The organism is Sphingomonas sp. GW821-FHT04B01 (assembly GCF_059420425.1).
The window spans coordinates 1-24248 of sequence record NZ_JBWKTR010000008.1 but is presented as its reverse complement, the minus strand read 5'-3'; the positions used below and the strand labels follow the sequence as shown (position 1 = coordinate 24248).

The following is a 24248-nucleotide window of genomic DNA, read 5'->3' as shown; positions in this document are numbered from 1 at the left end:
TGGAAAGGACCGCCGGGCACACCCAACCACCACGCTCATCGCGGCCGTCCCGTTTCCGCGCGGGCCACGAACAGGCCACCCGACTGTGACGCGATGGCCGAGACATCGCTCACGGGCGTTGCGGTCGGAGTGTCATTCGATCGCGTGTCGGACTGCACCGGATCGGCGGACGCTGTGCGCTCGGCCTGCGCGACGAACAGCGGCGCGCGGGTCCATGACAGCGGATCGGCCACCGCGAAGTCGACCGACCCGGTATTCACGCCGCCGCCGATCAGCGGTGCGAGCATGGCGACATAGGCGCGCGTTTCCGCTGGCAACGGCCGGCCGGCGAGATGCTCTTCGTACCGACCGGGACCGGCATTGTAGGCGGCGAGAAACCCCGGCGATCCGTAGCGGTCATGCAACTCGCGCAGATAGGCCGCGCCCGCCAGAATGTTGTCGCGCGGATCGTAGGGATCGCCGCCGAGCCGATGGCGGGTGCGCAAATCCGCCCATGTCGCGGGCATGATCTGCATCAGACCCATCGCCCCTTTGGGCGAGACTGCGCGCACGTCGTTAGCGCTTTCGACGCGCATGACGGCCCTGATCCATGCTGCAGGGATGCCGAACCGCTGCGCCGCCTCGGCGATATGCGCGGCATGTGGATCGGTCTGGGATTGGCGCTGCACCGGCTCGGGCTGCGCCTGACAGGGCAACGGCATGGCGACACCGAGCACAGCGGAAAGGAGAAGGACCGCCGATCGGACGTGGGTTCTGTCTCCGCAACGACGCCAGCCTGCCAGCGTGCTCGCTGCGGTCAAGGGTGCGCGCGACGCGCCGATCTTCGATCGCCCCCGGATCAAGTCCGGGGCAGGCTCTTGACCTTCGCTGCGCGCGCCGGCCGACAGATCGTCGAGCGGGAAGAAGGGATGAGACGGCCTGTTCGCGAACAAAGGGATGGGACTTTGACGGGAAAGCAGGCGCGCAATTCTAAAAGGATAGTGCATGGGATCACTCCCGCTCGCCGCGCTTGACCGGGCGCGTCCAGTGCAGCGACCAGGCGGCCCCGCCGTCGTCGTCGCGGAACAGGTTGGCGCGGATCGGTTGCGGCAAGGCCGGATCGTCGATCAGCAGCGAGATGTACTCGCCGGCACGCTCCCCGGTGCGTTTCCAGCCCGCGCCGATCTCCGGTCCGTCGTCGGCGCCGTGATGGATGCGATAGTCCGGCGCGTTCTCGGCATCGGACGGCTCGGCCGGCACGATGGTGAGTTCGCGGTAGAGGGTGAGCGTATGGAAGCGCCCGACGAAGCCCGTCGTCTCACGGGTAAACTGGCCGATCTGCGGCATGGGAAACTCCTCGATGCTGGGGGTTGGGTGAAAGCCGGCGAGCGCCATGCCCGCCGGGATCTCGGCGGTCAGCGCGTCGCGGCGCGCCAGACGAAGCGGCCGTCGCCGGCTTCGTCGGTGTAGATCGGCGTCGCGCGACCGGTGACGGCGCTGACCGGAATCGGGCCGAAATAACGGCCGTCCAGGCTGTCGCGGACATTGGCATTCATCAGGAATATCTCGTCACCGGCGATGCGGCGGCAGCCCTGCCAGACCGGCAGGTCGCGGCCCGCCCGGTCGCGGTCGAGCGCCGCGCCGAGTTCGATGCCATCGACCGTAACGGTGCGACGGACCCGGCAGACTTCCTGCCCCGGCAGCCCCATCACGCGCTTCAGGAGCGGCACGCCGCGGCCGATATAGCCGCGCTCCACCATAAAGTCGGCGAGCGGTTCGGGCGGATCGACCGCGACCAGATCGGTGACGACAAGATCGCCGGGCGGGTCGATGTCGTAGAGGCCGATCGGCGCGCTGGCGGAGACGTTCCAGACCAGTCGCGTCGGCGTCGGAATGAACGACGCGATGGCGACGCCCATGATCGAGAAATACGTCACCATGACGTAGCCGAAGCGGGTCATGGCGCGATGCTCCGACGCTTGAGGAACGCCCGGTGCTGGTCGGCGGTGTAGGCGCGCGGTTCGTGACCGGCGGTCAGACGGTTGTGGACGTGACGCCAGTGATCGGGCGAAACATCCTCTGGATCGATGCCGATCGCCTGGATCGCATCGATGTGGCGGAGCACCTGTTCGACCTTGGGCCAGCCGTCGATCTTGAGCAGGATCTCGCCGCCGGGACGCACGAAGGGCAGCGTCTGATAGGGTTCTCCCAGCTCCACCGCGCGCACGATGTCGATGCGCGAGATGATGGTGCCGAAGTCGTTGGAGGCCCAGCGGACGAAGGCGAAGATGGCGCCCGGCCGGAACGCGAAGATGCGCCGCCGCCGGTCGATGATGGTTTCTTCCATGAGACGGCCGAAGCGAACCCAATGCTCGATCTTCTTCTCGATATGGATCAGTTCGACATGCGTCAGGCTGTCGGAGGGAAGTGCTGACGGCACGGGGCCGCCGCGCACGCGGGGAGCCGCGTTGCCGGTCATGAAGGGTCTCCTGCGGTGGGTGGAAATTCGCGCGCGAGCAGCGCGCGCAGCATGTCGGCGACGGTGACGCCGCGCTGGAAGGCGACGATCTTGATCCGGCCGCGCAGCTCCGGCGTGATGTCGATCGTCAGTCGCGCGGTGAACGCAGCACCGTCTCCCACTCGGGCTGGTGGCGGTTCGCTGGCCTTGATCCAGCTCTCGGGATCGGCGGGACGCGCCGCGAAGCCGCGTTTCGGGGATCGCTCGCTCATCGGGCAATCCTTCCGATGTTGAGGCGGCCGATCTCGGCGGCCAGCACGGCGATCTCGCGCGCGGCCGGACTGTCCGCGTCGATCTCCGATGCGAGTCGGCCGGACTGCGCGGCGTCGGCGAAGACGACGCGCTGGCCGATGGTGGTGGCGAGCAAGGGCGGATCGTGATCGGCCAGCGTCTCGGCCGTCTCACGGGCGATAACGGTGCGCGCGCCACAACGGTTCAGCACGAAGCGCGCGGCGAGATCGGGCCGGTAGATGCGCGCCTCGGTGAGCAGCGCCAGCATCTCGGCCGAGGCCCAGCCGTCGAACGGCGACGGCTGCACCGGGATCAGGACCAGGTCGGTCGCGAGCAGCGCCGAGCGCATCAGACCGGCGACGCGCGGCGGTCCGTCGATCACGATGTGATCGACGTCGCGCGCCAGCTCGGGCGCTTCCCGATGCAAGGTGTCGCGGGCCAGGCCGACGACGCCAAACAGCCGTGGGCAGCCCTCGCGGGCGCGTTGCTGCGACCAGTCGAGCGCCGAGCCTTGCGGGTCCGCGTCGATCAGCGTGACGCGGCTGCCGGTCCTCGCCAATTCCCCTGCGAGATGCAGGGCCAGCGTCGTCTTGCCGACGCCGCCCTTTTGATTGAGCAGCGCGACGATCATGGCACGCGCCTCGATCGCCCGACGGCACCGGCACCATGGCTCGCGCCCGCGCGCGTCAAAGAAAAAGAGTTAGATTCTTTATTAGACTCTAAGTTAGCGGTCGGATTCCGCGTTTCAGGCCAAAGGTTTAACTGCGGTCCGTGCGCCCGAAATCCCGATAGCCCTGCGCCCGAAGTCCCGATACCGTTTGCGCCCGAAGTCACGAGCGTTTCCACAGCCTCGTCCACAGGCACTGTGGACAAGCGGGAGGGCCGGATTTGCAGCAATTCGCGCCGTCCCTCCCGCCAGATGTCGAGGCGGTATCCGGGCAGCGGCTGGCGGGCGACGATACGGCGGATGTCGAGGGCGAAATCAGACGGCCGCGCCAGGCTGCCGGACTTCTCATGGAGGTGGGCGACCTCGAAGATCCAGCCATGGACCTGACGGCCGGCGTGCTTGCGGGCGACGCGGTAGAGCCAGCGTTCGATGCCGCCGGTCAGCCGGAAATAATCGGGGTCGATGGTCAGGACCAGCGAGCGGTCGATGACGCCGCGATAGAACCAGTCGGCCAGCACGAACTCCATGCCCTCGACACGGTCGTCATGGGTGGTCATTTCCTCCCATTCGTTGATCCAGGAGAATTGATGCCGCCGCCAACGCTCGCCGTGGCGGATGGTCGTGGCGATGACGGTGGATTGCAGGCGGGCGAACGCACCCTTGAGCAGCCGGTATTCGCGCGCGCCGGTGCCCCGTCCGATCGCCATCAGGAGTTGGTAGGGCGTGAAGCGCAGGAAGCGCGACGTTTTCAGACCATGGTTCTCTGCCTCGACGATCTGGCTGGCCGCCCAGATCAGCACGTCGGCGTCCCAGATGGTCGCCATGCCATGCTCGGGCATGGCGAAGACCTCGACGCGGACGCCGCCGGATTCGTAGAGGATCGGCGTCACCCGCTTGGCCTTGGCGAGCGAGAAGAACGGTCGCTCCATCAGGTCGCGTTGGTCGCGGGGTGACGCATCGCCCGTCGCGACGACGAAGGGATCGAGCCGCGCTCGCTCGCTGCCGATCAGGCGCTGCGCGCGGCGACCGCCGTCATGGGGTGGACCGCCGGACATTCAGCGTGCGCCCCGCTCGGCGGGCGTCAGGGGACGCGCCGGGAAAACCCGGTCGGCGTCCTTGTCGGTAGTGGATTTGCGGGCGGCGACCGCCGTCCAGGCTTGCAGGTCGTCCAGCGCATAGACGACGCGCCCGCCGATCTTGCGATAGGTCGGGCCGGTGCCATAGGTGCGGTGCTTCTCCAACGTCCGCAGCGAGATGCCGAGGAAACGCGCCGCATCGGGCGTGCGCAGGAATCGGGGCGGCAGCCCCGTCTTTGGGTCGATCATGGTAAGGCCTCCGGGTCGGGTTCGGCGGCTGTCGGCGGCGACAGCGGGCTATGGCGAACCGTGGCGGAGGATCGGCGGCTTGCAGCGTGCCGGAATCAGGGGGGTGCGATTCCGGCACCCGATGCCGGAATCAGAGGGGTGACAATCCGGCACCCCGAAGATGTCGGCTGAAACCGAGGCCACGCCGCTTTTCAGCGGCGACGTGGCAGGCGGACGGGATAGTGAAGCAGTTCGCGGTAACCGCCGCGCATGTAGAACAAGCCGTCGGCAACGAGGCGGCGGGTCTTGTTCTTCAACGGGTTGACTTCCCAATCGTTCTTCGACCGACCGCGAAAGCCGAGCAGCGCCTCGGCGATGACGCGATAGCTGGCGCCGGCCAGCTTCGCGTCGAGCGCGCGCAGGATCAGGATGTGCCGGTCGCGGGTCTGCGACGGAAGGTCGTGCCGCCGGTCTCCGGGCGGGCGTCCGGCCAGCGCCAGCCAGAAGCGCAACGCCGCTTCGGCGCGCAACTCGAATAGGGTGTCGAGCGGCAGGATGACGACGAAGCCTGTCGGACCTTCGGGCGGAGCGTTCGCGAGCCAGAAGCGATGTTCCTCGCCCGATCCGCGCCAGAGGCCGTGCCAGGCGCCATCGACCGCCGATCGCGCCGCGAGGCCGGGAAGCCCCGGCAGCACGATGGGCATGGCAAAGTTGTCGGGCGGATCGCTCGATGGCTGGAGCCGGAAGGCGTCAGGCTGGAGCGCGGGCGTCCAGAAGAGCGTGGCGCGATCGGCGGGCTGGTCCGGGTCCGCCGCGAAATCGCAACCCCCATCGGTTCGTGAACGCGGTCTGCGCCTCGGTATCGTGACGGGATGTCCGTTTCAGGCGATGGAAGTCGCGGCGATACTCGTCGTCGCGGCGGAGATACTCCCAAGCGAAGCCGGCGGCAGGAATGCTTCGGGCATGTCCATAGGCGGCCGGCGAGCGCCAATCAGAACTTGGCATGGCGTCACCTCTTTTCTTCCAGCATGGGATCGGCGCTGGAAAGACGAAGTGTCCACAACTTGGGATATGCTTTGAAGTCAGCGTTACCGGATATGTAGATCACGCAAAGCGATCAATATTGGTGAATCATTACTTAACATTGCAGCAGTGTTTTGGCGAGCCGGGCGCAGCCCGGCGAGCGGCGGCCGTGGGACAACATGGCCGCGCCGCCGATCCGGGTCCACGGATCGGCGGAAAATCGGACAGCCGCAGACACGGAAAGCCGTGCAACCGGAAACCCGGCTGCACGGCTCCACGATCATCCGTGTTTCAGGCGCTGCATCCCCTCCGCCAGCGTCCAGAGCGCGCGGTTCAGCCCGACATTCTGGTCGATACCATTGATGGCACGGGTCTGGCTGCGGCGAATGCGGCCCTCGGCATTGGTGCGGCGAGCGTCCAGCCCGCCGCGTATCATGTTCTCCTGAATGACGTTGAACGTGCTCCACAGGCTTTGCCCGACATCCTCGCGGCGGCGCGGGGCGATGATCTGATCCGGGCGGACGGGGCTTTCGTCCTCGCCATAGCGGGCGACAAGGCTCGCCTCGGCCAATACGCGCTGTTCGTCCTGCGACAGGCGGGTCTCCTTCATCGTCTCGGTCGCATCGATCAGGCGGGGGAAGTCTTCCGCGACCGTATAGACGCCTTCTATGATCTGATCCTGTATGCCGCCCTTGTGGGGCACGCGGACTTCCTCGAAGCGCTCGCCGGCGATCATGCTGTTGGTGCAGACGAACCGCAGCATCCCGGCGAACATCTGGTAGGCCGACGTCCCGTCATGGCTGTTGACGATGATGACTTCCGCCGCCTCGGGCTTGCCGATGCCGTCATCCCGGCGCAGGCGCAGCATGTGTTTGGCGTGTCCGTGACGGCTTCCGTCGCGCGGCACGGACTGCACGGCGAAGAACGGAAACCATCCTTCCTTCCGCAGCCCCTCCACGATCTCGATGGTGGGGACGTACACATAGCGGTCCGACCGGCTGTCATGCGCCTCGCGGGCGAACACGGACGGGACGTGGCGGTAGAGGGCTTCGTTGTCGAGGGCTTCGCGCCCGCTGATCTGGTGGCTGTTGCGGCCGAACCGGGTGGCGAGTTGGTGATACATTTTCTGTCTCCGTGGGTCTGGGTTGGAGCGCAGCGCTGCGCTGCAACCCTGGCCGTCGCCGAGACCGGGGTAGCAAGGTGCAAGGGCGGCCGGGCCGGAGGGGGATCACCCGGCCTGCACGGAACGGAGGAACGACGTGGAGGAAGGCCGGGGACACCGGCCCGGACGAGCGTCAGCGATCCCTTGCGCCGCGCGGGGGCAGCGCCCCTAGCCAGACCCGCCCGGCATGAGCGTCAGCGGGCGCCGGGCATGGAAATCCGATCGGGATGTGCAAGGCCGTAGAACCTGAAAACCGTCCATCCTGATCTCTTTCAGGATCGGTCGATGAACGTCACGGACTGTCAAGCCGTCGTGTTTGCTTCTGCCACCTTCAAGCTTTGCACCGTTTCTGCCGATGACGTCGTCAGGACGTTCTCCTCGCCCCATCTCTTCAAAGCCAGGATCACGGGTTCAAGCGTCCGACCGCGCGGCGTCAGGCTGTATTCGACCTTCGGCGGAACCTCGGGATAGATTTTCCGATGCACCAACCCGTCCGCCTCCAGCTCACGCAATTGGTTGGTCAGCATCCGCTGCGTGCAGTTCTGCAACTGCCTGCGGAGTTCGTTGAAGCGCATCGTCCCGCTCAACAGATGGAAGAGAACGACGCCCTTCCATTTGCCGTCGATCAGTTCGAGCGCGCCTTCCACAGGACAGCCCGGCCCACAGTCCATGCTCAAATGACGGCTACGTCCCACGACAGTATCCTTTTCGACACTATATGCTTTTTATGTGCGTTCTTGCGACATGTAACACAACATATAATCTCTTCCCCGACAACACGCTTGAAGCACAGGAGACTAGATATGAAAGCTGTCGGGTATCGCGCTGCGGGCGCAATTGATCGCGAAGACGCGCTCGTCGACATCGACCTGGAGACGCCGCGCGCAAGCGGACGGAACCTCCTCGTCGAGGTGAAGGCCGTTTCCGTCAATCCAGTCGACACGAAGGTGCGTCAGGGCATGGCTCCGGTCGAGGGCGAGTGGAAAGTGCTAGGCTGGGACGCCGCCGGTGTGGTGGTGGCGGTGGGCGAAGATGTCGAAGGCTTCTCGCCGGGAGACGAAGTCTATTATGCCGGGGCGCTCGGGCAACCGGGCACGAATGCGGAATATCACCTCGTGGATGAGCGGATCGTTTCCCTCAAGCCGGCGAGCCTCGGCTTTGCCGACGCCGCTGCCTTGCCGCTGACGGCCATCACGGCCTGGGAAGTGCTATTCGACAGGCTGGACGTGAAGAAGACCGTGCCCGGAGCCGCTCCCGCGCTACTGATCGTCGGTGGAGCCGGCGGCGTAGGCTCGATGGCGATCCAGATCGCGCGCGCCCTGACCAATCTGACCGTCATCGCTACGGCCTCCCGACCGGAGACGACGGAGTGGGTCCGCGCGCTCGGCGCACATTTCATTGTGGATCATTCGGCATCGCTCGCCAGTGGGGTCGAGGCGCTTTCGCTCGACGCGCCACCGGCCTTCGTGTTCTCGACGACGAAGACCGATGCGCACCTCGCCGACATCGTTGATCTGATCGCCCCGCAGGGCCGCTTCGCGCTGATCGACGATCCGGCGGTCTTGGACATCAATCCCTTCAAGCGAAAGAGCGTCTCCACGCATTGGGAGTTCATGTTCACGCGCTCGATGTTCGAAACCGCCGACATCGCTGCGCAGGGCCAGCTTCTCGCGGAGGTCGCTCGTCTGGTCGACTCTGGTGCGATCCGCACCACACGCACCGAGAGCTTTGGTGCGATCAACGCCACAAACCTGAAACGCGCGCACGCTTTCGTCGAGAGCGGACGTGCCATGGGCAAGGTCGTCCTCGAAGGGTTCGACGCCTGACACTTACGGAGATGTCGGCATGTCTCAGGAGAACATCATGGATCGAACTGCTCTCGAAACCGTGCAGGACTGGTATCGGACGGGCGATCCGGCCCTTCTGGCGGAGGAGATCGAATGGCGGGTGCTGGAGAGCTTTCCGTCAGGGGGCGTCTATCACGGTCGAGGCAACGTGGTGGATCGGTTCTTCCCGTCTGTGAAGGCAAACTTCGCATCCTACGAAACGTGCCCGACCCAATTCATTTGCGATGGGGAGGTCGTCGTCGTCACCGGCTTTTATCGAGTGCGAGGATGGTCGGGCACGGAAACGGAGGCTGATTTCGCGCATATCTGGACGGTTCACGACGGCACGATCACGACTTTCCGTCAGATCGCGGATACCGCGTCGATCAACGTCGGCGTATGATCGCCCTGGCCCGCAGACATATGCTCCGCCAGGAAATCGACGAAGGCCCGGATACGCGCCGCCAGGTGGTCGTGCCCCACATAGACGGCGCTCATGACGTCGGTGTCTCCCGGATTGAATGCCTCCAGCACGGGCACCAATCGCCCGGCCTCGATGTCAGACTGGACGTGGAACCGGGCCATGCGGGCAAGCCCCATGCCGGCGTTGGCAAGCTGGCGGACCGTTTCGCCATTGTTGACGCGGATGCGGCCCTTCGGTGCGGCATAGGTCATCGTGCCATCGCCGGGATGTCGGAACGGCCATTCGTCCATGGCCCGGCGGAAGTTGAAGGCGATGCAGCGGTGCGATGGCAGATCGGCCGGCGTTTCCAGCGGAGGGCTCTCCGCGAGATAAGCCGGGGCTGCGACCACGACATTGCGGCTTTCGAGCAGCTTGCGGGCCTTCAGACTGGAGTCCTGCATTGGCCCGACCCGGATCGCGACATCGGTCTTGTTCTCGATCAGATCGACCATTCCGTCGCTGAGCGACAGGTCGACTTCGATCTCGGGATATCGGGCCATAAACGCCGGCAGCAGCGGCGTCACCGCGCAATGGGCGATCGGTATCGAGGCGTTGACCCGCAACAGGCCGCGCGGGGTCGAGCAGGCCCCCGAAGCGATCGTCCGTTCGGTGTCGTCGATCTCGGCCAGCACGTTGCGGGCGCGGCGCAGATAGATCTCGCCTTCCTGGGTAAGGTGGAGCGAGCGGGTCGAGCGGATCAGCAGGCCCGTCCCCAGACGCGCCTCGATGCGTCCGATGACCTTGCTGACGGCCGATGGCGATAGACCGAGGACGCGACTGGCAGCGGCAAAGCTGCCCCGGTCCACGGCCTCGACGAAGACCTCCATCTCTCCGGCCCGATTGTTCACGACCGCTGCCTCCACTCGCGAATTCAATTCAGCACTGTCGTTCCTGTATAGTGGATTATCACCATAATGCGAAGCGATTACAGTGTTGTCGAAGCTGTTTGAAGCATGCCGCCAACATCGAACAGCAGAGACAAACAGTTCGCCGATGTCGCGACAAACGCCGGTGGCAGTTCTATAGACGAAGGAGCTTCTTTTTGGGAATGAGCACGACCCGGCTACCCGCCTTGCTATCGATGATGGTCGGCGCCTTCGCCATCGGCACCACGGAATATGCCAGCGCCGGCGTTCTCCCCGACATTGCCGGTGACTTCGGGATCAATCTGGCGCGGGCGGGGCTGGTGGTCAGCGGCTATGCGCTTGGGGTCAGTTTCGGCTCGCCGGTCCTCGCGGCGCTGACGGGCCAACTGTCGCGCAAGACGCTGATGCTGGCGATCATGGCTTTGTTCGTCGTCGCCAATGCGGCAGCGGCGCTGAGTACCAGCTATGAGGTGCTGATCCTCGCGCGCATCGTCTCCGCCTTGCCGCACGGCATCTTCTTCGGCGTCGGGGCAGCGATCGCCGCGAGCTTCGTCGCGGAGGACCGGCGGGCCTCGGCGGTGGCGATCGTGTTCGCGGGCCTGACGATCGCCGTCGCGGCCGGGGTGCCCCTCGCGACTTTCATCGGTCAGCGTCTGGGCTGGCCGATGTCCTATTGGTTCGTCGCCGGCGTAGGCCTCGTGTCGCTGGTCGCGATGGCGGCGACCTTGCCCCGCAAGATCGACATCGCACCGACCGGAAGCCTCGTCGACCAGATCAAGGTGCTGGGCAGCGGACGCCTGCTCATTGCGTTCGGCATGAACTTCTGTGCCTGGGGTGGCACCTTCGTCGCTTTCGCCTACCTCCCCAGCATTCTGGGGCAGATCACTGGTTTCACGCCGAACGGCGTGGCCTGGATGCTGGCGCTCTATGGGGTGTCGGTGATCGTCGGCAACTTCCTCGGCGGACGGGTATCGGACAAGGCTGTTGTGCCGACGCTCGCTGTGATGTTCGCGGCGCAGGCGGCCGTGCTTCTGATCTTCACCTTCACCGCCACGTCCATGCCCGGCACGATCGTGACGCTGGCGGTCCTCGGGGCGCTGATGTTCTGCAATGTCCCCGGTCTGGCGCTCTATGTCGTGCAACTCGCCATGCGCCATCAGCCCGGAAGCGTCGATATCGCCTCCACCATCAATGTGTCGGCCGCCAACGCGGGGATCGCGCTCGGCGCGTTCATCGGCGGGGCAGTCGCCGATTCTAGCCTCGGGCTGGGCGCGACGCCGTGGGTTGGCGCGATCATGGTCGGCGTCGGCCTGCTGCTGACCCTCTGGAGTGGCCATCTCGACAAGCGTGAGGTCCGGGGCGGCGCGATCCCTAAATCAGCGCCATCGTGCTCGTCCTAACGGGACCGGTCGCGAATGCGAAAGAGTCGGCATATCTCGCAGGACGCTGGGATCGCAGCGGGACGCATTCCCATGACCGCGCTTCGTCAGGTGCTGGCGGTTGCCGAGTATCTCAACTTCCGCCACGCAGCGAACTCACTCGGCGTCAGTCAGTCGTGTGTCAGCGCGCGGATCAAGGCGCTGGAAGAGACGCTGGGTATCCTTCTGTTCGAACGTCGGCATCGCGGCGTGCGGTTGACCGAAGCCGGGCAGCGTTTCGTGGCCGAAGTGGCGACCGGTATCGGCCATATCGATCTGGCCGTGCAAACGGCCGGCGCGATCTCCAGCGGCACGGAGGGCCGGCTGGCCATCGGCCTGCACTCCTCCATCGCGGGCGGCTTCCTCGCCGATCTCCGCCGACGATACCGCTCGGTCTACCCCGCCATCGAGCAGAGCGTCGTCGAAGGTCGGTCGTCGGAAACGATCGCAATGGTCCGCGAGGGCAAACTCGACGTGGCCTTCGTGCTCGGCGTGGTCGATCCGCGTGACTGTCACTCCCGACGGCTTTGGGAAGAGCCGTTCATGATCGCCTTGCCCCTGGACCATCCGCTCGCCTCCGACCAACCGGTCGCCTGGCCCGATCTCTCGGCGGAACTCTTCCTCGTTCGTCATGATGGCGCGGGGCCGCAGCTCCAGGATCAGGTCGTTCGCCGCGTCTCGGAGTCGGGACAGGCGGCGCGCATCCGCCGCTGCGATGTCGGGCGGGATACGTTGATGCACATGGTCGCCATCGGCGAAGGGATCACCCTCACGACCGCCTCGGCCAGTCATTTGCCCTTTCCTGGCGTCGTCTTCCGGACGCTCGCCGACGAGCCGGAACCGGCCCGGTTCAGCGCGGTGTGGTCGCCGCACAATCGTAGTCCCGCGCTCAAGAACCTGCTGGACCTCGCCGATGCGATGATCCGATCGGCGCATCCGTCTGAAATCCGTACATCCTGACTGCCGTGTTCCCTGACAGGCGGTGACGGCAATGACCATGACGAAGCCCCGCTCGGGTGAGCGGGGCTTCGGGAGGTGTCCGGTCTCAATCGCCGTTGCGGCGGGACCAGATGAGATTGTGGCCTTCGCCGTCCTCGCCCTCGACCAGGCTGGCGTAGATCGGTGCGGGGAAGCTCGGATCGTCCAGCTTGACGGAGAGATATTCGCGTTGCGTCTCGCGGGCCGTCTTCTTCCAGGCCGCGCCGAATTCCGTGGCGCCTGCGAAGATACGGAAGTCGGGGCCGCGCTCGCTGTCGCCTTCCGTGGGGACGAACTTGGCCTTGACGTTGAGGGTCAGGGTCTTGACCGCGCCGGTGAAGCCCGCGCCGTTCTCGTTCTTGGTGAAGGTGCCGATGGTCGCCATTGTCGTGTTCCTTTTTCCTTCGGGCCGCGCCTATCGCGGCCTCGATGGTGGTCGTGCGACCGGGGACGCTCGGCCCCGCACCCGTCAGGGCGGGAACGCAGTGGACGGCGGACGGCGACGGCTTTTTTGCTTCGCGATGCAAAGCGCGCTCGCGCGCGGCGGAAAAAAGCTGGCGACGCACGTTGCGGGAAGACGAGCGAGGCGCAGCCGGTCTTCGGTCAGACCCAATCCAGTCGAGGACGCCGTGGGCGTGGCTGAAGGGAAATCTAGGGAATACGGCACTGGTGGCGGCCGGCCTCCGCGCCAGACGTGAAAAACGATGACGAACCCCCGGTCGCGTCAACCTTCCCTGACCTTCGACGGCAAGGCCCGTCCATCGTACACGGGCGGACGCGGCCTATCCCCGATCGCCTTTCTTCGCAGCGCCGGCGTTGGCAGGCCGGAGATGACACCCGCCGCAGCAACGTGACTGTTCTCGCCAGCGGACGATCCAAGATTCCGCGCCGTAACCTAGCCGAAGGTATCGAGGCCGAGAACGGAGAGACCGCTGTCTTGGCCTTGCCGCCATCGCTGTGAGCAGACATCTCATGCCCTTGCTCACCCGAGCTGGGCTTCACCAGCGGAAAGGCCAGCGACTGCCGCTCTTCGCGTTAGCGATTGAAGCCGAATGGCGGAAACGCGCCCTTGGCGTGGTTCCGGCGCAGCCGAAAGCGTGGCCCGCAGGGCAACGCCCACCATCTCATCTCCGGAACGCCTCTTTGTGCCTGTTGGGTGTCGCTTTCTGGGAACGCGCCGATCGACCTCGCCAGAAAATTCTTGACCTTGCGGCTACCGGGCAATTGCAAATCAGGTATTCTTCTCTCCCGTGAGCAATCATAGCTGTCGGGGGTTTCATGGACTTCTCAACCTTACTTGCGTTTGCAGCGGCCTTCTTTGTGTTCGCCGCCAGTCCTGGCCCCGACAACATGACGATCGTCGCTCGCACGATCTCCAATGGTGCGGCGTCCGGTATCGCCTACGGCGCTGGAACCGTTGTCGGCATCCTGATTTTCCTTACGCTCGCCGCCTTCGGTCTCTCGATCCTTGCCGCCGAGATGGGCGTCGTGATGACGATCCTTCGCTACGTAGGCGCAGCCTATCTGATCTGGATGGGGATCAAGCTCTGGACGGCGGAGCCGGTCGTGCCCGAACTCCAGCCGGTCAACGGGCGGGGTGGGCTGCTATCCGTCTTCGCAACCGGCATCGCCCTCAACCTCGGCAATCCGAAAATGCCGCTGTTCTACATTGCCCTGCTGCCGAACATGGTCGGGGCGTCTCTTACCCTCGGCCATGTTGGTGTGCTGGCAGCGGTCATTCTGGCCGTCGAGGTTGTGGTCATCGGCGGCCATGTGATGCTCGCCAGCCGCGCTCGCAAGCTCCTGCGCAGTCCTCGGATTGTCCGCCGGGTCAATCGCACGGCAGGCGGGGTCATGGTCGGTGCGGGGCTGGCCGTGGTCGCTACGCGATAATGGGTTCGATCAAGTCGATTCCACGGTCGGCTTATCCGTTAGCTGTGGGAACAGGCGCGCCCAACCGCACCAATGCCGACACACCGACGAGCGTGCCACCAATGATACAGAAGATCTGCCGCCAGACCTCGGACGGCACGGCCTCACCTGTAACGCCGTGAACGAGGGCATAGCCCGCGACGGCAGCGGGCGCGGCGAAGATGAGCGCCACGATCAGGCGCAGCACCGGCGAGCGCAGCGAGGCGAAGGCGAACACCAGCAGGCCATAGGCGGCGGGTCCGGCGACGAGGCCAACGAGGCCCGAGCCGATCAGGCCGGAGCCGGTGGCGTAGGCGAAGCGCGCGGCTTCGACGGCCAGCATGAAGGGCAACGCATAGACGGCGAGCGTATAGGCTAGGACGCACAGTCCTGCGATCAGCGCCACGCTCATCAACATCACGGCGATCATGACGGTTCTCCATAGCGCCGATGACGGTCGCCGTCATCGGACAGTCGAGGTCAGCCGGTCGCGCGGTGAACACCGCGCGACCGGAATTTTTGGCGGTGTGGGATGGGAGGAAGGCCGGGATCGCTGATGCGATCCCGGCCCGGTCTTCACTCTGCTGCAATCTGGAAGGCCTCACCATCTTGGCGGTCGTCCAGCCACGCGGGCCGCCCCGTCCGCAGGGCGGCGGGCAGCCAGCCGATTCCGGCCAGAAGCTGCTCGGCAGCCTCCGCCATCTCGGTTTTCTTCAAGCCCGCGATCCGCTCCGCCGCCGCGTCGCTGACGGCCTCGCGCACGGCGGAGAGGATATGCGCCTTGGTGATGCGACCCAGATAGGTCCGCACCGTGGGCGTCCAGTGCGCCGTCATGTCAAGCGCCACCGCCGTCGCCAGTCTGTCCGCCGTCGCGTGGGCGTTGGGCTTGCGCTCCCAAGGCTGCTTCACCGCATTGACGGTCAACGATGCGCAATGGGCGAACAGCGCCATGACGCTGGCGTGGTCCAAACCGGCGACGAAGCCCCACAGGTCGCCCACGTCGCGCGGCATGTCCGCCGCCCATCCGCCATGACGATCCGCCAGCGCCTTGCCCGCCGCCGTGTCCTCAATGCCGTCCGCATGGGACGCGAGGGTGCTGCTCGTCGGGCGGATTTCGAGGCAGGCGGCGTCCACCCCGCGATAGAAGGTCTGCGCCGCCAGCGCATGGGTGACGGCGATCAGCGCCATGTCCGGCTGCTCGCCCAAGGCAAGGCGAAGGCCCAGCGTCCGGTGCGAGGTCAGGTCGCGGATGAGAAGGTCGGACAGCGGTTTGCCCGCATCCCCGGTATCTTCCTCCTCGCTCTTGAGAGCGGAAACGGCATTGCCGTCCTCGTCATGGTCGCCGTCTTCGATGATCTCGCCATCGCTGTTGACGCGAACGCCGTCCACCACGCTGCCGCCTTCGCCGTCCGCATCCTCTTCGGGTTCCGGCTTCTCGTCCTCGGCCCGGATGAAGCCGCGCTCGATACGGGTCTCCCCATCATGGGAAAGAATGACGAACACACCGCCACGCGCGATCTCGTCGGCATCATAGGCGTGACGCAGGGCGTCGATCCGCTCGATCTCGGCTTCCAACTCCCCGAAGCGCTGGTCCACGTCCTCGGGCAGTTCCTCGGAACTGTCATACTGCTCAGTCAGCGCGTCATATTCGCCCTGCGCGGCGGCATAGGCGGCCTCGTCTTCCTCCGACAAGGCCACCGGATGCGGATAGGTGCGGCGCAGACCGTTGCCGTGCGGGTAGTCGATATGGACCGAAGCCCATTTCCAGCCTTCCCCGGCCTTCACGCTCTCCGCGATTTCGTGCAGGTTCTCGATGACAAGCCGGTCGAGCAAGGCGGCGTCCTCATAGAAGCCGCCGCGATCCTCGGTGAACAGGTCGCGCAAGATCACGCCGCCCGCTTCGGTGTAGGCCTCCGCGCCGACGAACACCGCCCGCCGATCTGTCGCCGCGATGTGCATCCGGGTCAGGTCGCGGCGGATGGTCGAGGGGTCCTTGTTCCACGACAGATTATCGTAAACCTGCTCCTGCCGGGCCGGATCGTCCACGATGGCGAAGGCCATCAACTGCTCCAACGTCAATTCACCATCGCGATAGACTTGCATTAGCTTGGGGCTGACAGCACCGAGGCGCATCCGCTGGCGCACGACATGCGGCGTCACCCCGAAGCGGGCGGCAATTTCCTCCGCGCCCCAACCGCGCGTTTCGGCCAACTCGCGGAAGCGCTCGAACTGGTCGGCGGGCGAGAGGTCTTCGCGGGTGACGTTCTCGTCCAGACTGATTTCGCTGGCGTCGTTCACGGTGTCGATGACGCAGCGGATGGATTCGGTCTTCTTGATCTGCTTGCGCTTCACGCGCAGCAACTGCGCCAGCCTGCGGCCTTCACCGATGCTGACGAGATAGAAGCCGGTCGCGATCCCCTCGGCGTCAAGCTCCGGCTCCACCACGAGGTTCTGCAGGATGCCCTTGGCGTGGATGCTCGCCGCCTTCGCCTCGATGGACGCTTCGCTGTGCGGCGTCTTGCGGGCGTTGTTCGGATGCTTCTTGAGCTTGTTGAGCGGGATGAACACCTCCGTTCCAGTCACGGCAACGGGTGTGGCGGTCGTCTCATTGGCAGGGGTCGTCATGGTCTTTCTCCTATGGGCTTGGGTTTCGCGCAGCGAAGCGCCGCGCTGAAACCCTGCCCGTCGGCGAGACCGGGGGGTGCAAGGGCCAGGGCGGCCGGGGTGGAGGGGGATCACCCGGCCTGCACAAGCGGATGTCCGTCATGACAGATGTGCTGGGCATCGCATCCGCGCGGAAGGTCGGGGAGACCACCCCGGACGGCGCCGGCTCGCCGGCGCTCTACCCTTGACCGCGCCAGGGGGCGGCGCCCCCAAGCAACCCGCCCGGCGTGAGCGTCAGCGGGAGCCGGGCACGAAAGCTGGATCAGGGTGCGAGGCCTTCGATGCCGAAACTCATGAGACCCTGATCGCCGTATCGCCTCGGGGCGTTGCGGGGTGTCCCCGCAGAAGGGGTTGGGCGAGACAGTGGCTCGACCGCAGGGGAAGGCTTTCTCCGTCAGGACACAGATACTGGATCAAGGAAAAGGCGGCGGCGGAGATAGACCTGCGCGTTCAACTACAGATATTGCACGCCGTGATCGAGGAGGTCGTTCAGCGCGTCTGCACGCGGTCGCGGATCTTGTAAGGCGACATCGACGAGGCCGCGTGCGACGCTCTGCGCCAAACTGCGCGCCATGACACGCTGCGTGGTCGAAACCTTTTGGAGTCCAGCGCGACCGTGAACGAAAGTGCTGCGCAGGTCGAAAAGGTCTTTGTACGCCTGCACACTTGCGCCGTCTTTCATTACTGCGGCCACGCGCGCCGCGACCCGTTCCGTCGCCGAGGATACCTTCTTGTGCGGATCGGGCTTGGGACGAAGCCCCTTCTTGTGGTCCATCTCAAGGCCGACGCCGGCCTCGATCGCGGTCATGTGCGCCATGACCTCATCCATGCCATCTGCCAGGAAACCACGAACGAGAAAGTGCGCGATCGGCGTCTCAAAGAGAGCGGACGCCCGAGCAATTTCGAGCTGCCGCCACGCACTATCCGTGAACAGGGCCAGTTCCGACTGGGCTTCGTCATCAAGCCGCAGGGCGGTCGGTCGTTCAAGCTCGACGTCTTCGCCCCAGTGGTCTTGGACGATCCAAGGTTCGAGGGTGAGACTGTCCGCGCTCGGCGGCGGCGATGGCCGAACGAAAAGATCGTCGTCCACGGTGTGAATCCAGGGAACGCGAAAGCCCCGCCAGTCGACTTCCTGCATCGTCGACCACCTCTCCCAAGGAGCCAGAAGCAGGAAGAACAGCGCCGCTTCGACGGCCGGCGGGAAACGACCGAGGTGGGGATCGATCTCGCCGAAATCTCGGTCGAAGGTCATGTGCCCGAACAGGGAGGTGCGCACACTGGGATCGAGTTCGATCTCCTCTTCGACAACCAGCCAGTGAAATTGTGCCAGCCGGCTAGCCTCGAAGGGTTGGTTGTGAAAGTTCCGGGCAAGACGCTGCGCGTCGAACAGGTCTGTCAACTCGTCGGCGCTGAACCGGGCGACACGCGCGTTGCCGAAGCTCATGACCGGCAGTTCGTCGGCCAAATCCAGAGGGCAGAGATGCCGCCGCAGGGTCGTCTTGCGCCTGTATGTCTCGTCGATTGCGTTGGCCGCGATCACCGGGTCGAGGCTTAGGCCAGCACTGTTTGCTGGAAGATGGCACGGCAGCCCCAGCGAGCGCAGCGCCGTACTCAGGGCAAATACCGGTTTGCCGCCGCCATGTACCGCTTGGCACGCTTCACTCAGCGCGACGAAGCTCGGAGCCGCCAGAAGGTTGTCCGGGCCTGGTCGCGGAATACGCCAGAGGGCTTCGACCGCAGCGATCATCGACGGACTGGCTGCCATCAGCGCGGCCCCGCCCTAGAGTCCAGCACCGGCGCTTCGGCGATGTAGTCGCGGTAGGCGAAATTGATGAGGTCTCTCACCAGTTCGAGGAGGCCGCCTGTGGGCAAGCCCTCGAAAGGGTCGCCGTGTGCCAGCGTGTTCCGACGCTCGGCGAGAGTTGGGCGGGTGTCGCCCGTTAACTGACCGATGACGGTTCCGCCGCAGCGCGTAACCATCGGGATCTGCGCATCGGTCAGCCCATCCGAGCCGACCATAAACTTTAGGAGCGCCGCGAAACTGCGCTTCGACTTTGAGATGCGCCCGCCGTAGCGATCCATCACCGCCAGTTCCAGCGCGATCAGGGCGGCGAGTTCGCCGGCTTTCACCACGCTGAAATCCACCCAGCCCAACAGATAGAGCGTTTGCGCGCGTGCGAACTTCGCGCAGACGATATCGGGAATCCGCTCATCGACGCCAAGACTCTCGACGAAGTCCCGCCAATCAGCGGCTTTCTCGAAACGAAGGAATCCTCCCGGATTGCCGGGCGTCGGCCAAGCCAGTAGCACCGGTTGTTCTCGATCGGTGAGCGTGATGTGCGATCGATCCATCATGGTATTATCGCCCTTGTTTAAGCGCGCTTACCTTAGCTTCCTTCCTATTTAAGCCAAAGGGGAATTGTTTAAATAAGGATATGGTCCCATACTCGTGCCATGTTCGAACCCGCGCCCAATCTCCGGCTAGGCCGCTTCGTTGAAACGCCCGTTGCAGGCGAGATGGTGCGCGCCTTCATTCCGCCGCCCTTGCCGCCGGAGCCGTCGATCGACGTGCTTGCTCTGCTGGAAAGGCTGAGTCTGGCCGAGCGCGCCCTGGGGCGTTTGGATGGCATCACCATGCTGCTGCCACGACAGGAACTGTTCCTCTATATGTATGTGCGAAAGGAAGCCGTTCTTTCGTCCCAGATCGAGGGCACGCAATCCACCCTTTCGGACCTGCTCCGCTTCGAGACCGAGGCACAGGACGGTCAGCCGATCGACGACATCCGCGAAGTCTCGAACTACGTCGATGCCATGATGTATGGGCTGGAGCGTCTGGAAGACCTGCCGTTATCGCTGCGCCTGATCCGCGAGATGCACGCGCGCCTGCTGCAAAGCGGGCGCGGCGGCACGAAAAGCCCCGGCGAATTCCGGCGCTCGCAGAACTGGATCGGCGGCACCCGCCCCGGCAACGCGCTCTTCGTCCCGCCGCCGCCAACCGAGATGGATGCCTGCCTCGATGCGCTGGAGCGTTTCATGCACGAGGAGGGCTCGCGTCTGCCGGCCCTCATCAAGGCCGGCCTGTTGCATGTTCAATTCGAGACCATCCACCCGTTCCTCGACGGTAACGGCAGGATCGGCCGCCTGCTGGTCACGCTGTATCTCTGCGTCAACGGCGTACTGCGCAAGCCGCTGCTCTATCTGAGCCTCTATCTCAAAACCCATCGCGCCGACTATTACCGTCTGCTTCAGGAAGTGCGCGAGCATGGCGCGTGGGAAGCTTGGCTCGACTTCTTCCTCACGGGCGTCGCGGATACCGCCAATCAGGCGTTCGATGCCGCCACCCGAATCGTCGAGCTGTTCAAGCAGGACCGCGAGCACATCACGCTGAAGAGCGACCGGGCCGGATCGGCGCTGCGCATCCACGATCTGTTTCAGCAGAATCCCTACCTGACGGCGAACCAGCTTGTTCACCGAACGGGCCTGTCGGCGCCCACGGTCAACGCGGCACTCGCCGATCTGGAGCGGTTCGGCATCGTCGAGGAAGTCACGGGCCGCAAGCGTGGCCGCGTGTTCAGTTACCGGGGATATCTCGCCATCCTGAGCGAGGGCACCGACCCGCTCCCCACTGCGGTGTGAGGGCAACCCAATATCTGCCGATCCGGCCCGGAGGAGCGTCAGCGATCCTTTGCGCCGCGCCAGGGACAGCGCCCCCAAGCAATCGAGCGTGTCAAGCATGAGCGCCGGGGCTGGTTTTAGGGTATGCGAACGACGCTCGAACAAGCTCTTGTATCCTGTGACTTTACGGGATACGCACTCTAAGTCGACAATTCGATCACTGGGAGGGCCTATCGGAATGGTGGCTAGGTTCAAAGCAGACACGCCAGAGCATCCCGGTGGTTTCGTTAAAAGTGAAGTCATTGAGGCCCATGGATTGTCGGTGACGGAGGCAGCGTCTGCGCTCGGTGTGACACGGCCAGCCTTGTCGAAACTGCTCAACGGTCGCGCGCATCTTTCTCCTGAAATGGCGCTGCGGATCGAGAAAGCTTTCGGCATATCTATGGATAGTCTGATGGGGATGCAGAACAGCTTCGACATTGCTGAAACAAGAAAAAAAGAAGGAGAGATCAATGTTCTCCCCTTCAGAGTGAAAAATCGGCAGGCGCAAGCGAATCCTGCTTAATGAGAATCCAACTTCCGCAGCGTTACGGTCTTAGAGAAGCAATGTTTTTTATTAAACTGTGTAAGTTGATCTGAAAGACCAAGGCATGTCTATCCCAATTGTATCTAAGCGTATTTGGTCTCTTTGTCACGTCCTCCGTGATGACGGCATCGTTTTTCACAAATTTCTCTCCGAACTCACATATCTTTTATTCTTGAAGATTGCCGAGGAGACCGGCCGCGAGGATTTGTTGCCGGATGGGTGTCGGTGGACCGACCTGACGTCGCAGCCCAACGGCAGTATGCTTGGCGGCTATCGAAAGATGCTGACCATCTTGGGTGAGGATGCGCCGGATTATACCGTGCGCGAAATCTTCCGGTTTCCTACTACCGTCTTCAATCATGAGGAAAATCTACGTAAGGTTGTTGACGGAATTAACGCGATCGACTGGCATGAGGCGAAAAGCGACGGCCTGGGCGCGGTATACGAAAGTCTGCTGCAACGGAGCGTGGCAGAAGCGCGCTCAGGTGCCGGCCAGTACTTCACGCCGCGTCCGCTAGTTGATGCCATGGTGAGCGTGCTGCAGCCGAGCCTAGGAGAGACGATTCAAGATCCAGCGGCGGGGACAGCAGGATTCTTGATCTCTACGCAGGAATATATCGCCGGCAGACATACTGCTGCTGCGCACAAGAAGAAGCCGCCGCGCTATCAGGCGGTCGAGATCGAAGGTGACACTTATCGCCTATGCCTGATGAACATGTTCCTGCATGGCATGAAAGGCGAGTTCATCCATGGTGATGCGCTAACAGAAGATGTCGTCACACTGAATGCACCAGACGTCATAATTGCGAATCCGCCGTTCGGTAGCAGTGCCGGTGGAGCACGCGCTCGTCGGAGTGACCTGCCTTTCCCAACCTCCAACAAGCAATTGCTCTTTCTGCAGCATATTTATCTGGCGCTAAAGCCTGGTGGTCGGGCTGCGGTAGTAATGCCGGACAATGTGCTCTTCGAAGAGGGAGTGGGCCGACGCGTGCGTACGCATCTTATGGAGACGTGTGACGTCCATACGTTGCTGCGCTTGCCCAGCGGCATCTTCTACGCCGCTGACGTCAAGACGAGCGTATTGTTCTTCTCACGGCCACGCACAGGCGAGCCCGCGACGCAGCGGATGTGGGTCTATGATCTACGCACGAATATGCAGCGGTTCCGCAAGGGCCGAAATCTCACCAACGAGGTGTTCGCGGATTTCATTCGACTTTACGGACCCGATCCACTGGGGCGCAGCCCGCGCGACCGCACCGCTGATCCTCGCTTTCGGGAATACAGTCGAGAGGAAATCGCAAAACGTAATGACAATTTAGATTTGCGCTGGCTAACCGAAGGCCGCAAGGATGAACTCGATGAGAGGGAGCCTGAAGAGATCTTAGCTGCGCTAGTTCAGACGTTGAAATCGGCCCTCGCAGATGTTGAGAACGTCACCGCAGAACTCGACCAGGTGTCGGATGCGGACTAGGATCGTGGCCCCAATTCCGACGGACAGGAAATCCCGTGGTGATTCTACATGGGTTAGTGGGGGCGCCCGATGAACTCGGCACCTGCCCACTGGACGCGCGCACCGCTTAAGAATGTTGGCGCGTGGCGCGGAGGCGGTACGCCCTCCAAGTCGCACATCGCCTATTGGTCGGCTGGCGTCATGCCCTGGGTTTCGCCCAAGGACATGAAGCAGGCGGTGATCGAGTCTGCAACTGATATGGTAACCGAGCGTGCCATCACCGAAACCGGTCTGGACGTGGTTCCGACTGGTTCGATCCTTCTGGTCACGCGTAGCGGTATCCTCGCGCGTACGCTTCCCATCGGCCTGACCACGGTCCCGGTTGTCATCAATCAGGACTTGAAGGCGCTCACCCCCGTTGCGGACGTAGATGCGGAGTTCCTTCAGCATCAGTTGATGTACCTGGAACCGGCGGTTCTGGCTCACGCGCTGAAGCCCGGCACGACGGTAGAAAGCCTTCAGTTGGCTGCTCTCTTGAGTTTCGAGGTGGCTCTGCCGCCGCTCGCGGAACAACAGGTGATCGCTAAGCGGCTAACCGCGATAAAGCACTCGCTGGACTCCGCGCGTATGCAACTGGAGTCAGTGCTAAACCTCCTCGACGCCTACAAGCGCGCCGTGCTGATCCGGGCGCTGTCAGGGAGTTGGGACGAGACGCGCTCAGCACAGTACGTGACGCTGGGAGATATTGCGGACATCCAGAGCGGCCTGACGCTAGGCAAGCGGTACGGCGGGGCCAATCTTGTGTCACGACCGTATCTGCGCGTCGCGAACGTTCAGCGAGGGTGGCTGGACCTAGAGGACGTGAAAGACATTCTTGTGCCCCCTGCGGACGCCAACAAGTATCAACTTGCCGATGGCGACGTGCTCATGAACGAGGGCGGCGATCGCGACAAGTTGGGTCGCGGCTGGGTGTGGCGGGGTGAAGTAGCTCAATGTCTCCACCAAAATCACGTTTTTCGCATTCGGCTGAATGATCCGGCGTTTCCATCAGAATTCCTCTCTCTCTACGCCAACGAACTCGGACGCGATTACTTCCTCTCGGAAGCCACGCAGACAACAAATCTCGCTTCAATCAGCAAGACCAAGCTGAGTGGTCTTCCAATCCGTCTGCCCAGCGTGGACGATGCTCGAGCCGCGCTAAAGTACTACGAGGATCAGACGCGCTGGACGGATGGGGTTCAGGCACACGTTCTTTCCTCAATCGCAGAGACGAACGCCGCGTGGGCCTCCGCTATGCGCAAGGCCTTTTCCGGTCGCCTTGTGCCGCCTGTTCCAGGTAGGGCACCATTGCTTTTAGAATCCGGGGCGATTGAGCGACCGGCGCGCACCCCACGCCGGCGGAACCGGCCAATCGAGGGAGGGTCTGACGTGAATACGCTCACCGAAATGTTGAAAAAGTGGCCGAAAGAGGGACTGTCGTTCGAGGCGGTGCGCCAGCAGGTGCCGAGCGACTAGGGCTCAGACTCATTCACAGCCAGAACGCGAGAGCTGTTGCGAGCGCCACGCCTGAGAGGAAGTTGGCGGCAA

27 protein-coding genes are annotated in these 24248 nt (G+C 63.9%); 9 read left to right on the top strand and 18 right to left on the bottom strand.

What is annotated here, in order from left to right; all coding sequences use genetic code 11:
* Positions 1–35 precede the first annotated feature (35 nt).
* The 12 genes from AC07UH_RS16865 to AC07UH_RS16810 form a co-directional block, all read right to left on the bottom strand.
* Positions 36–701: a lytic transglycosylase domain-containing protein gene (locus AC07UH_RS16865; protein WP_495181332.1), complete on the bottom strand. Its 666-nt coding sequence runs from the start codon at positions 699–701 to the stop codon at positions 36–38.
* A 289-nt stretch (positions 702–990) separates the two neighbouring features.
* Complete coding sequence (locus tag AC07UH_RS16860; RefSeq protein ID WP_495181333.1) at positions 991–1326, bottom strand: DUF736 domain-containing protein; 336 nt, start codon at positions 1324–1326, stop codon at positions 991–993.
* A gap of 68 nt (positions 1327–1394) precedes the next feature.
* The gene (locus AC07UH_RS16855; protein WP_495181303.1) at positions 1395–1940 is read right to left on the bottom strand and encodes a S26 family signal peptidase; all 546 of its coding nucleotides are present in this window, start codon (positions 1938–1940) and stop codon (positions 1395–1397) included.
* Positions 1937–2458, bottom strand: coding sequence for a DUF2840 domain-containing protein (locus tag AC07UH_RS16850; protein WP_495181304.1), 522 nt, complete (start codon positions 2456–2458; stop codon positions 1937–1939). The genes AC07UH_RS16855 and AC07UH_RS16850 overlap by 4 nt, the downstream gene beginning before the upstream one ends.
* On the bottom strand, positions 2455–2709 hold the full coding sequence (locus tag AC07UH_RS16845; RefSeq protein WP_495181305.1) for a hypothetical protein: 255 nt from the start codon (positions 2707–2709) through the stop codon (positions 2455–2457). Before AC07UH_RS16845 ends, AC07UH_RS16850 begins: the two co-directional genes overlap by 4 nt.
* A complete protein-coding gene (gene parA / locus AC07UH_RS16840) occupies positions 2706–3359 on the bottom strand; it encodes a ParA family partition ATPase (protein WP_495181306.1) in 654 nt (217 codons plus the stop codon). The genes AC07UH_RS16845 and parA overlap by 4 nt, the downstream gene beginning before the upstream one ends.
* The gene (locus tag AC07UH_RS16835; RefSeq protein ID WP_495181307.1) at positions 3356–4450 is read right to left on the bottom strand and encodes a replication initiator protein A; all 1095 of its coding nucleotides are present in this window, start codon (positions 4448–4450) and stop codon (positions 3356–3358) included. Before AC07UH_RS16835 ends, parA begins: the two co-directional genes overlap by 4 nt.
* Positions 4451–4720: a helix-turn-helix transcriptional regulator gene (locus AC07UH_RS16830; protein ID WP_156629778.1), complete on the bottom strand. Its 270-nt coding sequence runs from the start codon at positions 4718–4720 to the stop codon at positions 4451–4453.
* A 191-nt stretch (positions 4721–4911) separates the two neighbouring features.
* Positions 4912–5403, bottom strand: coding sequence for a DUF2285 domain-containing protein (locus AC07UH_RS16825; protein WP_495181308.1), 492 nt, complete (start codon positions 5401–5403; stop codon positions 4912–4914).
* Positions 5404–5449: 46 nt separating this feature from the next.
* Positions 5450–5704, bottom strand: coding sequence for a transcriptional regulator domain-containing protein (locus AC07UH_RS16820; protein WP_495181309.1), 255 nt, complete (start codon positions 5702–5704; stop codon positions 5450–5452).
* A 298-nt stretch (positions 5705–6002) separates the two neighbouring features.
* Positions 6003–6845, bottom strand: a complete 843-nt coding sequence (locus tag AC07UH_RS16815) for a DUF932 domain-containing protein (RefSeq protein WP_495181310.1) — start codon at positions 6843–6845, stop codon at positions 6003–6005.
* Positions 6846–7186: 341 nt separating this feature from the next.
* The gene (locus tag AC07UH_RS16810) at positions 7187–7579 is read right to left on the bottom strand and encodes a winged helix-turn-helix transcriptional regulator (protein WP_495181311.1); all 393 of its coding nucleotides are present in this window, start codon (positions 7577–7579) and stop codon (positions 7187–7189) included.
* Between the two features lie 108 nt (positions 7580–7687).
* Between AC07UH_RS16810 and AC07UH_RS16805 the strand changes: the two genes are divergently transcribed.
* On the top strand, positions 7688–8710 hold the full coding sequence (locus AC07UH_RS16805) for a zinc-binding alcohol dehydrogenase family protein (protein ID WP_495181312.1): 1023 nt from the start codon (positions 7688–7690) through the stop codon (positions 8708–8710).
* 37 nt (positions 8711–8747) lie between these two features.
* Positions 8748–9113, top strand: a complete 366-nt coding sequence (locus tag AC07UH_RS16800; RefSeq protein WP_495189932.1) for a nuclear transport factor 2 family protein — start codon at positions 8748–8750, stop codon at positions 9111–9113.
* On the opposite strand, the gene AC07UH_RS16795 is transcribed toward AC07UH_RS16800, so the two are convergent.
* The gene (locus tag AC07UH_RS16795; RefSeq protein ID WP_495181314.1) at positions 9074–10021 is read right to left on the bottom strand and encodes a LysR family transcriptional regulator; all 948 of its coding nucleotides are present in this window, start codon (positions 10019–10021) and stop codon (positions 9074–9076) included. The genes AC07UH_RS16800 and AC07UH_RS16795 overlap by 40 nt on opposite strands.
* A gap of 200 nt (positions 10022–10221) precedes the next feature.
* On the opposite strand from AC07UH_RS16795, the gene AC07UH_RS16790 reads away from it, so the two are divergent.
* Together AC07UH_RS16790 and AC07UH_RS16785 are read left to right on the top strand one after the other, a co-directional pair.
* On the top strand, positions 10222–11439 hold the full coding sequence (locus tag AC07UH_RS16790; RefSeq protein ID WP_495181315.1) for an MFS transporter: 1218 nt from the start codon (positions 10222–10224) through the stop codon (positions 11437–11439).
* Between the two features lie 72 nt (positions 11440–11511).
* Positions 11512–12417, top strand: coding sequence for a LysR substrate-binding domain-containing protein (locus AC07UH_RS16785; protein ID WP_495181316.1), 906 nt, complete (start codon positions 11512–11514; stop codon positions 12415–12417).
* An 85-nt stretch (positions 12418–12502) separates the two neighbouring features.
* Here the strand turns inward: AC07UH_RS16785 and AC07UH_RS16780 are convergent, their stop codons facing one another.
* A complete protein-coding gene (locus AC07UH_RS16780; protein WP_393992795.1) occupies positions 12503–12820 on the bottom strand; it encodes a DUF736 domain-containing protein in 318 nt (105 codons plus the stop codon).
* A gap of 893 nt (positions 12821–13713) precedes the next feature.
* Here AC07UH_RS16780 and AC07UH_RS16775 point away from each other — a divergent pair.
* Positions 13714–14328 (top strand): LysE family translocator, encoded by a 615-nt coding sequence (locus AC07UH_RS16775; protein WP_495181317.1) that lies wholly within the window; start codon positions 13714–13716, stop codon positions 14326–14328.
* Positions 14329–14359: 31 nt separating this feature from the next.
* On the opposite strand, the gene AC07UH_RS16770 is transcribed toward AC07UH_RS16775, so the two are convergent.
* From AC07UH_RS16770 to AC07UH_RS16755, 4 genes are all read right to left on the bottom strand, one after another.
* Positions 14360–14776, bottom strand: a complete 417-nt coding sequence (locus tag AC07UH_RS16770; RefSeq protein WP_495181318.1) for a hypothetical protein — start codon at positions 14774–14776, stop codon at positions 14360–14362.
* Between the two features lie 146 nt (positions 14777–14922).
* Entirely contained in the window at positions 14923–16971 is a 2049-nt protein-coding gene (locus tag AC07UH_RS16765; RefSeq protein ID WP_495181319.1) for a ParB/RepB/Spo0J family partition protein, read from the bottom strand.
* A gap of 493 nt (positions 16972–17464) precedes the next feature.
* Positions 17465–18775, bottom strand: coding sequence for a hypothetical protein (locus tag AC07UH_RS16760; RefSeq protein WP_495181320.1), 1311 nt, complete (start codon positions 18773–18775; stop codon positions 17465–17467).
* Positions 18775–19365 carry a hypothetical protein gene (locus tag AC07UH_RS16755; protein WP_495181321.1) on the bottom strand — a complete coding sequence of 197 codons (591 nt, stop codon included), beginning with the start codon at positions 19363–19365 and terminating at the stop codon, positions 18775–18777. Before AC07UH_RS16755 ends, AC07UH_RS16760 begins: the two co-directional genes overlap by 1 nt.
* A 99-nt stretch (positions 19366–19464) precedes the next feature.
* Between AC07UH_RS16755 and AC07UH_RS16750 the strand changes: the two genes are divergently transcribed.
* The 4 genes from AC07UH_RS16750 to AC07UH_RS16735 all read left to right on the top strand — a co-directional run bounded on the left by AC07UH_RS16750 (position 19465) and on the right by AC07UH_RS16735 (position 24176).
* Positions 19465–20646, top strand: a complete 1182-nt coding sequence (locus tag AC07UH_RS16750) for a Fic family protein (RefSeq protein WP_495181322.1) — start codon at positions 19465–19467, stop codon at positions 20644–20646.
* A 217-nt stretch (positions 20647–20863) separates the two neighbouring features.
* Positions 20864–21190, top strand: a complete 327-nt coding sequence (locus AC07UH_RS16745; RefSeq protein WP_495181323.1) for a HigA family addiction module antitoxin — start codon at positions 20864–20866, stop codon at positions 21188–21190.
* An 85-nt stretch (positions 21191–21275) separates the two neighbouring features.
* Positions 21276–22682, top strand: a complete 1407-nt coding sequence (locus AC07UH_RS16740) for a class I SAM-dependent DNA methyltransferase (RefSeq protein WP_495181324.1) — start codon at positions 21276–21278, stop codon at positions 22680–22682.
* Between the two features lie 69 nt (positions 22683–22751).
* Positions 22752–24176: a restriction endonuclease subunit S gene (locus AC07UH_RS16735; protein WP_495181325.1), complete on the top strand. Its 1425-nt coding sequence runs from the start codon at positions 22752–22754 to the stop codon at positions 24174–24176.
* Positions 24177–24248: the final 72 nt, after the last annotated feature.